Consider the following 11,884-nt stretch of genomic DNA (forward strand, 5'->3'; position numbering starts at 1 on the left):
CTTTTGCAGGGATTTCTGGCTATAGTGCTCATATGAGCACGTCCAACAAACCGGTGGCCTTGACCGAAGCCATGCTGCTGGCGACCGTCGCCCGGCGCTTCTACGTGCAGGGACGCTCCAAGCTGGAGATCGCCGACGAGTTCGGCGTCAGCCGGTTCAAGGTCGCGCGGATGCTCGACACCGCCAGGGAGTCCGGGCTCGTTCGAGTGGAGTTCTCGCTGCCCGCGCCGGTCGACCTCGCCCTGTCCGACGAGGTGCGCTCGGCGTACGGCCTGCAGCGAGCCCTCGTATTGGAGCGCTCAACCGAGCGAGAACCGCGAGAGGTCGTCCGCGCGAAGATCGGGGCGCTGGCCGCCCGGCTGCTGGAGGAGATCGCCACTCCGTCCGACGTCATCGGGTTGTCGTGGGCGCGCTCGGTCAACGCGATGACCGAAGCGATCCGGAAGCTGCCGCGCTGCCCGGTCGTCCAGCTGTGCGGGGTGCAGGCGGGGGTGGACATGCGCGGCCGCTCGGTGGAGACGGTCAGCCGCGTGACGAGCGTGTCCGGCGGCGACGCCTACCCGATCTTCGGCCCGCTGGTGCTGCCCGACCGGCGCACGACGGAGACGTTGCGGCGCCAGCCCGGGATCGCGGAAACGTTCGGGCAGTTCCGGAACCTCACCAAAGCCGTGGTCAGCATCGGGGCGTGGCAGCCCGGCGAGTCGACGGTGTACGACGCGCTGGACGAGGCCGAGCGCGCGGCGATCGCGGCCCGCGGGGCGACGGCGGAGGTGGCCGCGCGGCTGTTCGACGCGGCCGGGAACGCGTTGTCGACCGGGCTGGCGCACCACGTGCTGGCGATCAGCCACGAGGAGCTGATGGCGGTGCCGGAGGTGATCGCGCTGGGCTACAGCAAGCCGAAAGCGGCGGCGGTGGACGCGGTGCTGCGGTCCGGGATGGCGTCGACGCTGATCACCGACGCGGCCGCCGCGGTCCCCCTGCTGGCGCTCGCGGCCAAGAACCCGGTCGTGAGTGTTCAGGGCGGTTAGAACCGCCCTGAACACTCAGGACAACCTGGGACGTACGGCACTCGCGGCGGCGTACCTCGCCTGGGGTAGGCGCGGCTTCCCCGGCTCCGGGGCGAAACCGGGGTCGCGCCCGATGTGCCGCCGGGCCCGGTCCGGCGAGCCTGGACGGCGTGAAGACCTCTCCCCGCTGGCGCCAGGCCGTCGTCTGGCTGCACGTCGTGTCGTCCGTCGCCTGGATGAGCCAGGCCCTCGCGCTGGTCGTGCTGATGTCGGCGGGCGCGCCCGCGATGGCCGACCGGCTCGACTCCGTCCTGCTCGCGCCGATGGCGAACGTCTCCGCGTTCACCGGCCTCCTGCTCGCCGGCGCGACGGCGTGGGGCTACTTCCGGCACTGGTGGGTGCTCACGAAGTTCGTCCTGACGCTGGTGCAGCTCTACGCCGGGATCTTCCTGCTCTCGCCGGCGCTGCGCGATTCGGCGGACACCGGCACCGTCGTCCGGCCGCAGGTCGCGGGCGCGTCGCTGATGGCGAGCGCGCTGGCGTTCCAGGCGTGGCTTTCGATCGCGAAGCCGGGCCGCAAGACGCCGTGGTCGCCGCCCGCGAAGCCACCGACCGCGCCGGCCTGGGTGTTCGTGGCGGGAGTCGGCGCGCCGGCGTTCGACGTCACCGCCGGACTGCTGCTGGGCTACCCGCTCCCGGCGTTGTCGCTGGTCACGCTGATCGTGCTCGGTTTTGAGCGGCGACGACGGCGTCGCCGTGCTCGGCGGCCCACCGCCCGAAGCCCTCGATCGGCGCCAGGAAGCTCGAGCCCAGCGACGTAAGCGCGTACGCACCTTCGCGGCGCTCGACGAGCCCGTCGGTCTCCAGGCGCCGCACGGCTTCGGTGAGCACCTTGGCGCTGATCCCGCCGATCTCGCGCCGCAGGTCGACGTGCCGGCGCGGGCCGTGGCGCAGCGCCCACAGCACCACCGGGTTCCAGGTGTTGGCGACCAGGTCGAACGCGAGCCGCGTCCGGCAGTCGGCGAGGAAGTCCATGGTTACCGTTCGGTTCCTTCCCGGGTTCCTACCGTCGTGCTGGTACCAGCCAAGCACAAGGAGGACGCATGCGGATCGGGATCTTCGGCACTGGCGGGATGGCGGACGCGCTCGGCACGCAGTGGGCGAGGGCCGGCCACGAGCTTCGGGTGAGCGGCCGGTCCGGCCCCGCCGCGTTGGCGGCGCGACTCGGCGCTTCCCCCGGTTCTTGGCGCGAGACGGCGGAGTTCGCCGACGTGCTGCTCTTGGCGGTGCCGTCGTCCGCGGTCGGCGAGGTCGTCGCGGCGGCGGGTCCCCTGGCCGGGAAGGTGCTGGTGGACTGCACCAACGACCCGGCACTGACCGGGGCACCGGTGGCGGCGCGGATCGCCACGGACGCCCACGTGGTGAAGGCGTTCAACCTCGCCCACGTCGACGTCTGGCGGATGACACCCCCGGTGTTCGGCGGCCGCCCGCTGTCGGTTCCGTTGTGCGGCGACGACCCGGCTGCGCTGGAAGCGGTGAGCACGCTGGTGCGGGACGTCGGCGCGAAGCCGGTGGTCGCGGGTGGTCTGGACCGCGCGGCCCTGCTGGAGGCCACGGCGGCGTTCGCCATCGGGCTGTGGTTCGCGGGCGAAGACGCCCAGGCGATCCTGACCCCGGTGGCGTAGCTCAGCCCACGGCGTCGACGTTCCCCGCGGCCAGGTCCGGTGCCCGCGCCTGCAGCGGCTCCCCGCCGCGGGGTACCAGCGTCACCTCGCCCGAACCGAGGTCCGTCACCACCGTGCTCAACGTCAGCAGCTCGTCGCCGCCGGTCGCGGTGCGGTGGACGTCGTTCGTCAACGTCGAGACCAGCCACTTCGCGTCCGAGGACGTCGGGGCCAGGTGCGCGCACACCTCCGCGCGGTCGAGGCTCTCCTCCCCCGCGACGTCCAGGTGCGGTAGCTGGCGGAAGTGGTTGGTGTGCCAGGAAAGCCCACTGATCACAGTGGACACCGCGGTGTCGTGGCCCGCCTTCTCCACCACCGTCACCGCCGGCGCGCCCAGCCGGCCCATCGTGTACGCGAAGCCGCCCGCCGAAGCGTGGGAACGCAGCAGGGACACCGCTTCCGGCACCGAAGTCGCGCGCTGGGCCGTGCGGGCCACGAAGTGGCGGCCGGCGCACGGCGACGGCGTCACCACGCTCACGCTGTCGATGCCCCACACCAGCCCGTGCGTCGTCAGCGTGAACGTGTTCGACGGCAGGAAACCCGGGTACCACCAGACGCACACGCCGGGCTCGCCGTCGAGCAGCAGCGTCAGCAGGCGGCCGATGCCGTCGAACACCGGGGCGCCGTCCTCGTTGTGACCGAGCAGCGACGGCGAACCCGCCCACGCGAGGTCCGTGCAGCCGGTGCCGTCGCCCGCGCCGAGGTCGCCGCGCAGGTTGGCCAGCAGCAGGTCGTCGAACGGGACGCCCGCGCCCGCGGCCAGCGCCGTCAGCTCGGCGTACGCGTCCGGGTGCTCGACCTGCGACGCCGCTTCGATCGCCCGGAACCGCACCGGCGACCGGCGGGCCCGCGCGGCGACCGGCCACGACGGCAGTCCCGCGAGGACGGTCCGGATGTCGTCGGCGGCGTACGCCCCCAGCTCGCGGAAAGCGGCTTCCCGGGGCCCCCGGACGATCGTCCAGCGCACGTCGCCGATCCGGTGCTCCCGCACTGTCGCCACCATGTGCTCACGATGACTGAGGGGTCGGGAATCCGCAACGGTCGGTGCCATCCGGGGCTTCGCCCCGGGCCGGGGGCTCCGCCACCAGGAACCCCCGAAAGCGTCAGTGGGCGCCGACCGCAATCACCCGGAGCACCGCGGCCCCGGCCTCATCCGACGCGGCCAGGTCCACTTCGGCGCTGATGCCCCAGTCGTGGTCGCCGGCCGGGTCGTCGAAGATCTGCCGCACCTTCCAGACGTCCGGCTGCTGCTCGATCAGCAGCAGGGCCGGGCCGCGCGCGTCCGGGCCGGTGCCGAGCGAGTCGTACTCCTCGAAGTAGTCCTCGATGGCTTCCTGCCACGCGTCGGCGTCCCAGCCCGAAGCCGCGTCCAGCTCGCCGAGCGGGAACCACGCCCGCCGCCCGAACAGCTCGACGCGGCGGAACAGCTCGTTGCGCACCAGGACGCGGAACGCGCGCTCGTTGCGCGTGACGGCCGGGGGTTCGGACGGCGGCCGCGTCGACACCGGGCCCTCTTCGTCCGGGTGCCGCAGGGCTTCCCACTCGTCCAGCAGGCTCGAGTCGACCTGCCGGACCAGCTCACCGAGCCACTCGATGAGGTCCTGCAGCGGCTCGGTCTTCGCCTCGTCCGGAACCGTGTGGCGCAGCGAGTCGTAGACGTCCGTGAGGTAGCGCAGCACCAGGCCTTCGGACCGGGCGAGCTGGTAGAAACCGATGTACTCGACGAAGTTCATCGCGCGCTCGTACATGTCGCGCACCACGGACTTCGGCGAGAGCTCGTAGTCGTCGACCCACGGGTGGCCCTGGCGGTAGCTGTGGAACGCGCCCTGCAGCAGCTCTTCCAGCGGCTTCGGGTAGCTGACGTTCTCGAGCAGCTCCATCCGCTCGTCGTACTCGATGCCCTCGGCCTTCATCGCGTTCACGGCCTCGCCGCGCGCCTTGAACTGCTGCTGCGACAGCACCGGCCGCGGGTTGTCCACAGTGGATTCCACAGTGGACACGACGTCGAGCGGGTAGCTCGGCGAGTCCAGTTCGAACAGGTCGATCGCGGCCAGCGCGAACGGCGAAAGCGGCTGGTTGAGCGCGAAGTCGAACTGCAGGTCGACGGTGAGCCGGATGATCCGGCCCTGCTCGTCCGGCTCGTCCAGCCGTTCGACGACGCCGGCGGCGAGCAGCGCGCGGTAGATCGCGATGGCGCGCAGGATCAGCTTGCGCTGCGACGCGCGGTCCTCGTGGTTGTCCTCCAGGAGGTGCCGCATCGAGTCGAAGGCGTTGCCCGGCCGCGAAATCACGTTGAGCAGCATCGAGTGCGTGACCTTGAAGCTGGACGTCAGCGGCTCGGGCTCGGCCGCGATCAGCCGGTCGAACGTGCTCTCGGTCCAGTTGACGAAGCCCTCCGGCGCCTTCTTCCGGACGATCTTCTTTTTCTTCTTCGGGTCGTCGCCCGCCCTCTCCAGCGCCTTCGCGTTCTCGACGACGTGGTCGGGCGCCTGCACGACGACGTAGCCGTCGGTGTCGTAGCCCGCGCGCCCGGCGCGGCCGGCGATCTGGTGGAACTCGCGCGCCTTGAGGTGGCGCTGGCGGACGCCGTCGTACTTGGTCAGCGCGGAGAAGACCACCGTCCGGATCGGCACGTTGATGCCGACGCCGAGGGTGTCGGTCCCGCAGATCACCTTGAGCAGCCCCGACTGGGCCAAGGTCTCGACCAGCCGGCGGTACTTCGGCAGCATCCCGGCGTGGTGCACGCCGATGCCGTGGCGGACCAGCCGCGAGAGCGTCTTGCCGAAGCCGGCGGCGAACCGGAAGTCGCCGATCAGCTCCGCGATGGCCTCTTTCTCGGCCTTGGTCGTGACGTTGATGCTCATCAGCGTCTGCGCCCGCTCGATGGCCGCGGCCTGCGAGAAGTGCACGACGTAAACCGGCGCCTGACCGCCGTGGAGCAGCTCCGACATGGTCTCGTGCAACGGCGTCAGCGCGTACCGGAAGGTCAGCGGCACCGGGCGCTGGGCCGACGTGACGACGGCCGTCGGCTTGCCGGTGCGGCGGGTGAGGTCCTTTTCGAAGAAGGACACGTCGCCCAACGTCGCCGACATCAGGACGAACTGGGCCTTCGGCAGCTCCAGCAGCGGCACCTGCCACGCCCAGCCGCGGTCGGGCTCGGAGTAGAAGTGGAACTCGTCGGCGACGACCTGCCCGACCGGCGCCTCGGCGCCGAAGCGCAACGCGATGTTCGCCAGGATTTCGGCCGTGCAGCAGATGATCGGGGCGTCGGGGTTGACACTGGAGTCACCCGTCATCATCCCGACGTTGTCGGCGCCGAAGATCTCGATGAGCTGGAAGAACTTCTCCGAGACGAGGGCCTTGATGGGCGCGGTGTAGTAGCTGCGGCGGCCCTGGGCGAGCGCGGTGAAGTGCGCGCCGACGGCGACGAGGCTCTTCCCGGAGCCGGTCGGCGTCGAGAGGATGACGTTCGATCCGGAGACGACCTCCATCACCGCCTCCTCCTGCGCCGGGTACAGCTCGATGCCCCGATCGGCCGTCCAGGTCGTGAACGCTTCGAACAGGGCGTCGGGGTCGGGATCCGCAGGCAGGAGGTCTGTGAGAGTCATCAGGGGTCCATCGTGCCATCCGCTCGTCGCAAAGTCGGCAGGGGCGATCGCATCACGAGTGGTAAACCCGTAGGCTTCGCGTTACCGCGCTTCGACCGGCAGATACGGTGTCGCGCGCACACGGGCGGTACTCCGGAGGGCTTAGGAATGGCACAGGACATCATCCCGATCGAACTCGGGCTGCCACAAGGCGACGTCGTCACCTTGTGGGCCCCGCGCTGGCGGGAAGACGGCGAGGAGTGGGAAGCGTTCCTCGGCGACGAGGACGACCTGTACGCCTTCCCGGACGCCGCGCACCTGGCCGCCTTCGTCCGCACGTCCGAGCGGCACGACCTGCTCGACCACCCGGCGTGGGACGCGGTGCCGTCGCTGAACGTGCCCGAGCTGATCCCGGACGAGGACCACACGTACGACCTCGTCGGCGTGCCCGAGCTCGTCGCCGAGGAGCCGGACGTCTGGCACATCGCCGAGCTGGCCGAGATCGTCGGCATCGTGCGCTCGCTCGCCGACGTCTGCGACCTCGAAGAGGTCCACGAGATCCTCGACTCGACCGAGGGCTTCTCGCTGCTCGACCAGGGCACCCTCCCGTTCACCGGGAGCGTCGGCGTGCAGGTGTGGAACGACCTGTCCGAGACGGTGTCGACGAAGTGGGACACCGTGCTGGACGCGATCGACGGCCTGGTGACGGCGCCGGACGTCGACGAGAAGGTGCTGGAGCAGACCGCCGAGGAGCTGGCGGCGTTCCACGAGGAGTCCGCCGAGGCCGAGGCCGGCGCGGAGGGCGAAGAGGACCTCGAGGCGATCGACGCCGCGGACTCGGACGACGAGGACGACGACGAAGACGAGGAAGAGGGCCCGGTCGGCTTCTGGGCCGAGGTCGGCATCGACCCGATCAAGATCATCACCTCCGGCGCGGAGTACTACACGCTGCGCTGCTACCTCGACGACACCCCGGTCTTCCTCGGCAGCGAGGGCGAGATCGACGTGTTCACGTCCGAGAAGGCGCTGGCGCGGGCCCTGGCCGACGGCAAGGACCTGGCCGACACGGACCTCGCCGACGTGTCCACGTGGGACGAGGTGCTGGCGAAGGCCACGGCCGGCGAGCTCGAGATCGAGGTCGACGCGGAGAACACGTACGTGCTGACCGGCCTCGACGCGGACATCGCGGAGGGCCCGGAGGCGATCGACCCGACGCAGCTGGAGCTGGCGGTCGAGCTGATCACGGACGCGGCCGACTGGGCGGGCGACGAGAGCGTCGAAACGGCGCTGGCGTCGAACGAAAGCCTCGGCTGGCTGGTGTCGTTCGTGCTCCGCCCGGACCCGACGCGCCTCGAGCCGAGCGCGCCGTTCGACGCGGAGCAGAGCGCTTGGCGCAAGCTCGTCGAGACGTTCGAGAACCGCCTGACGGTGGCTTGATCTTTCACTCCGGAGGCCGCTTCCCCGCTGGTTCGGGGAGGCGGCCTTCGTCGTGTCCGGGGTGCACCGGATGTCATGAAAGGGTCGTTCATGTCGTCTGACGTCATGAAAGGGTCGTTCACGACGTCGCCGCCCGGACGCGTAGCAGCGGTCCACAGGCCCAGCCGGTTGTGGACAACCCGGGTCGGCCCGGCCGCGGACGGCCGGTTTTCGTCAGTGGCCGCCGATACGCTGGAGACGGGGGGCGCCCCCGCGGGCGGGTGTCAGGACTCGTGGTGCTCCGCGCGGACCGGGACCATCGCCACCGCCAGGGCCGGGAAGATCGCCGCCACGCAGAAAGCCAGTGCGTAGCGGCTGTCGCCGATCACCAGGCCCAGCAGGGGCGGGGTCAGCGAGGCCGCGATGTTCTGGCCCGTGTTCTGCGTGCCCATCGCGCGGCCAGACCAGGCCAGGCCCGCCAGCTCGGCCGACGCCGTGAAGCCCAGGCCGTTGTCGGCCACCGTGATGATCCCCGCCAGCGCCAGTGCCAGCAGCACCAGCCAGAGCCACGAGACGTCGCCCAGTGCCACCAGCAGCATCACCGCGCAGCTCAGCACCGCCAGCTGCCGCATCGGGCGCAGGCGGCTGCCGACGCGGTCGGACCACCAGCCCGAGCCGAGGCGGCCCAGCGCGCCCAGCACCTGGACCACCGCCAGGTACCAGCCCGCCGACAGCGCGCTCCAGTGCTGCACCGACACCAGGTACACCGGCGCGAACGCCGACACCGCGAACTGCGGGACCACCAGCAGCGCGCTCGCCCCGTGCACCCGCCACAGCGTCGCGTGCCGGTACGGCGAAGGCGGCTTGACCGCGCCGGCCGCCCGAGGGGGCCGGGGCGGGTCCGTCACCAGCCACGCCACCAGCAGCGCGACGACGATCGCGAGCCCCGCCGGGAGCAGCACGGCCGCGCGGAACCCGAAGTGCGCGGCCAGCGGCGGCAGCCCCAGCGCCGCGACGCCGACGCCGAGCGGCTGGGCCGTCTGGCGGATCCCCATCGCGACGCCCCGCTCGGACTTCGCGAACCAGCCCATCACCACGCGGCCGCTCGCCGCGTTCACCGAGGCCGTGCACGCGCCGGCCGCCAGGAACACCCCAAAGAGCAGCCCGACCGAGTGATCACCGACTCCGGCGTACACCAGGAGTAACCCCGAGGCACCCAGTCCGAGAGCCATGATCAGGCGCTCTCCGTAACGGTCCGCAGCCGCGCCCCACACGATCAGGGTGAACAACAGCCCGATGCTCGGGGCCGCGACGACCGTGCCGGCCTCCGCCAGCGTGAGCCCCTCCCCCGCGCGCATCGCGGGGACCAGGAACGGGAGGCCGTAGAGGAACGAGCAGCTCGCGGTCTGCGCGGCGAGGCCGAGCGCGAGGATGAGCCACCGCCGTGAACTCGCCTGCACCCGCTCCACCGAGCCGTCCGCGACCTGCGCCATCTTCGCCACCGTCCCAAATATCGGGAAATAATTCCTACATGGTGAACGATAGTTGGCATGGCTAAGGACCGCAACCACCGTTCGGCGGCCGCGGTCCTCCCGGCGCGCGGGTCAGGCCAGCGCGGCGTACCCGGGCTTGATGACGCCGTCGATCAGCGCGATCCGCGCGTCGAAATCGATGAACGCGGATTTCATCGCGTTGATGGTGAACCAGCGGAAGTCGTCCAGGCCATACCCGAAGGACTCGTGCAGCGCGGCGAATTCGCTGGTCATCGTGCATCCGCTCATCAGCCGGTTGTCCGTGTTCACGGTCACCCGGAAGCGCAGCTTGGCGAGCAGGCCGATCGGGTGCTCGGCGATCGAGCGGACCGTGCCTGTTTGGACGTTCGACGTCGGGCAGATCTCCAGGGGGATGCGGCGGTCGCGGACATACGCGGCCAACCGTCCAAGGTGGACCGTGCCGTCCGCGTCGGTCTTGATGTCCTCGGCGATGCGCACGCCGTGCCCGAGCCGCTCGGCGCCGCAGTGCTGAATCGCCTCCCAAATGGACGGCAAACCGAACGCTTCGCCGGCGTGAATGGTGAAATGCGCATTGTTCTGGCGCAGGTATTCGAACGCGTCGAGATTGCGGGTCGGGGGAAATCCGTCTTCCGGGCCCGCGATGTCGAACCCGGCGACGCCGGCGTCGCGGTAGCGGACGGCGAGGTCGGCGATCTCGAGGGCGCGGGCGTGCTGGCGCATCGCGCAGAGCAACGTCGCGACGCGGATGCTGCCGCCGTTCGCGGCCACGCGGCGAGTGCCCTCCGTGAACCCCGCTTGGACGGCCTCGACCACCGCATCGAGTGACAGACCGCGTTCGACGAACAACTCCGGTGCGTAGCGCACCTCGGCGTAGACGACGCCGTCGGCGGCCAGGTCCTCGACCGCTTCCGCGGCGACCCTGACCAGCGCATCCTCCGTCTGCATCACCCCGCAGGTGTGCGCGAAGGTCTCGAGGTAGGACACGAGCGACCCGGAATCGGCCGCCCGGCGGAACCAGCTGCCCAGCTCGGCCGGGTCGCTGGTGGGCAGTCCGGTATAGCCGGTTCGCTCGGCCAGTTCGGCGACGGTGGCCGGGCGGAGACCGCCGTCCAGGTGGTCGTGCAGCAGCACCTTGGGCGCGCGGCGGAGCGTCTCGCCGGTCAGAACAGGGCTTTCGTCAGGCATCCCCCAACGGTAACCTCGTTGTCATTCCCCTACATGGCCGTAACCCTCAGCCTCGGGCTAACCCTGAGCGTCGAGGATCGGGCAACGAATCGGCCATCCGGGGGCAGCCTCCGCAATAGGCTCTTCACGGGGGCCATACAGACAGCAATTTTTGCAATCGATAAGCTTCGTGGCACGTCCCTCCATTTCCCCGCCGACGAAGGACACAGCAGTGACCACTGACAACCACATTGCCGCGGCCCCGTCCTTCGACCGGATGCGCAACATGCTGGTGCGCGCGGCCGAAGTGCGTGAGAGCGAGCAGCAGCAGATCTTCGACGCGCTCGACGACATCTACGCCCGCCTCGCGCCGGTGGACTCGCTGGGCGCGGTCCGCAAGCGGCTGTCCGAGCTCCCCGACCGCACCGAGGTCGGCGTGCTGGCCGAGCGCCTCGACGAGACGATGTCCCGGCTCGAGGCCCAGGACAACGCCCTCTCGGCGCTGACCCGCGCGGTGGAGAGCATCGTCGACAAGCTGGCCAAGCCGTTCGCGCAGCTCGACGGCAGGCTCGACGGCATGGCGGCGCGCCTCGAAGGCGTCGGCGGCCGGATGGACGGGCTCGAAGACAAGCTCCAGAACATCCACCGCCGGCTCGACGAGCTGGGCGGCCACCTGGACAAGCAGGACGCGAAGCTCGACTCGATCCCGCAGTCGGTCACCGGCCCGGTCCGCGAGCGGATCGAGCAGGCCGAGCACACGCTGCGCGAGCGCGTCGACGGCTCCGACCACGAGCTGCGGGGCAAGGTCGACGAGCTCAGCCGCGTCACGCAGGAGCGCGTCGGCGAGCTGGGCCGCACCACGCACGAGCGGATCGACGCGAACACCGAGGCGCTCAAGGTGGCGCTGACCGAGACCGGCGAGATGATCGACGCCTCGGACCGCCTGGAGAACCTGGGCAACCGCCTCGAGACGGTCACCACCCGCCTCGACGACCTGGCCGGCCGCCTCGACAAGGTGGAGGACGGCTTCCTCTCCGGCATCGGCGACCTCGACGGCGCGCTCAAGGCCGGGCTGTCCAAGGTCGAGGGCACGCTGTCCAAGCAGCCGGACACCGACTCGGTGGACACGCTGGTCCGCAAGAGCAACGACGAGAGCGTCCGCCGCATCGGCGGCCAGCTCGACGAGGCGATGGCGACGTTCGCGGAACTGATGCTCGGCGGCGGCCCGGCCGTCCAGCAGATCGCTCCGCCGCCGCCGGCCCCGCGCCAGCCGCGTCGCACCTCCCGCAACGGCCGCGCCCCGAAGCCGGCCGACGTCAAGGCCAAGACGGGCGAAGGCGCCGAAGAAGCCACGGAGTAACCCCAGCCCCACGAGAAGAGGCCCCCGCCGGTTCACCGGCAGGGGCCTCTTCAACGTTCCGGAGTACCCACTCCGAGCTCGCACTTTCACGTGAAAGTGCGCACCTGGAGGC

The 11,884-nt window shown here is 70.7% G+C and carries 10 protein-coding genes; 5 read left to right on the top strand and 5 right to left on the bottom strand.

The genetic code is table 11. The features are described 5' to 3' along the window. Window positions 1-32: 32 nt before the first annotated feature. Both MUY14_RS32460 and MUY14_RS32465 read left to right on the top strand, forming a co-directional pair. Window positions 33-1,028 carry a sugar-binding transcriptional regulator gene (locus MUY14_RS32460; RefSeq protein WP_247014795.1) on the top strand — a complete coding sequence of 332 codons (996 nt, stop codon included), beginning with the start codon at window positions 33-35 and terminating at the stop codon, window positions 1,026-1,028. Between the two features lie 149 nt (window positions 1,029-1,177). Continuing rightward, window positions 1,178-1,828, top strand: a complete 651-nt coding sequence (locus MUY14_RS32465; RefSeq protein ID WP_247014796.1) for a hypothetical protein — start codon at window positions 1,178-1,180, stop codon at window positions 1,826-1,828. Here the strand turns inward: MUY14_RS32465 and MUY14_RS32470 are convergent. Further along, entirely contained in the window at window positions 1,719-2,042 is a 324-nt protein-coding gene (locus tag MUY14_RS32470; protein WP_247014798.1) for a helix-turn-helix domain-containing protein, read from the bottom strand. The two genes, MUY14_RS32465 and MUY14_RS32470, sit on opposite strands and share 110 nt — an antisense overlap. A gap of 68 nt (window positions 2,043-2,110) precedes the next feature. Here MUY14_RS32470 and MUY14_RS32475 point away from each other — a divergent pair, with 68 nt between their 5' ends. Continuing rightward, complete coding sequence (locus tag MUY14_RS32475; RefSeq protein ID WP_247014800.1) at window positions 2,111-2,692, top strand: NADPH-dependent F420 reductase; 582 nt, start codon at window positions 2,111-2,113, stop codon at window positions 2,690-2,692. A gap of 1 nt (window position 2,693) precedes the next feature. Here the strand turns inward: MUY14_RS32475 and MUY14_RS32480 are convergent, their stop codons facing one another. Together MUY14_RS32480 and MUY14_RS32485 are read right to left on the bottom strand one after the other, a co-directional pair. Beyond that, entirely contained in the window at window positions 2,694-3,734 is a 1,041-nt protein-coding gene (locus tag MUY14_RS32480) for a C45 family peptidase (RefSeq protein ID WP_247014802.1), read from the bottom strand. 100 nt (window positions 3,735-3,834) lie between these two features. After that, window positions 3,835-6,339: an RNA helicase gene (locus MUY14_RS32485; RefSeq protein ID WP_247014803.1), complete on the bottom strand. Its 2,505-nt coding sequence runs from the start codon at window positions 6,337-6,339 to the stop codon at window positions 3,835-3,837. Window positions 6,340-6,486: 147 nt separating this feature from the next. On the opposite strand from MUY14_RS32485, the gene MUY14_RS32490 reads away from it, so the two are divergent. Beyond that, window positions 6,487-7,755, top strand: coding sequence for a primosomal protein (locus MUY14_RS32490; protein WP_247014805.1), 1,269 nt, complete (start codon window positions 6,487-6,489; stop codon window positions 7,753-7,755). Window positions 7,756-8,018: 263 nt separating this feature from the next. On the opposite strand, the gene MUY14_RS32495 is transcribed toward MUY14_RS32490, so the two are convergent. Both MUY14_RS32495 and MUY14_RS32500 read right to left on the bottom strand, forming a co-directional pair. Continuing rightward, window positions 8,019-9,227 (bottom strand): MFS transporter, encoded by a 1,209-nt coding sequence (locus tag MUY14_RS32495; RefSeq protein ID WP_247014807.1) that lies wholly within the window; start codon window positions 9,225-9,227, stop codon window positions 8,019-8,021. Between the two features lie 111 nt (window positions 9,228-9,338). After that, entirely contained in the window at window positions 9,339-10,433 is a 1,095-nt protein-coding gene (locus MUY14_RS32500) for an adenosine deaminase (protein ID WP_247014809.1), read from the bottom strand. Between the two features lie 211 nt (window positions 10,434-10,644). On the opposite strand from MUY14_RS32500, the gene MUY14_RS32505 reads away from it, so the two are divergent. Beyond that, entirely contained in the window at window positions 10,645-11,772 is a 1,128-nt protein-coding gene (locus tag MUY14_RS32505; protein WP_247014811.1) for a PA containing protein, read from the top strand. Window positions 11,773-11,884: the final 112 nt, after the last annotated feature.

The sequence above is a fragment of the Amycolatopsis sp. FBCC-B4732 genome, assembly GCF_023008405.1.
Classification (GTDB): Bacteria; Actinomycetota; Actinomycetes; order Mycobacteriales; family Pseudonocardiaceae; genus Amycolatopsis; species Amycolatopsis pretoriensis_A.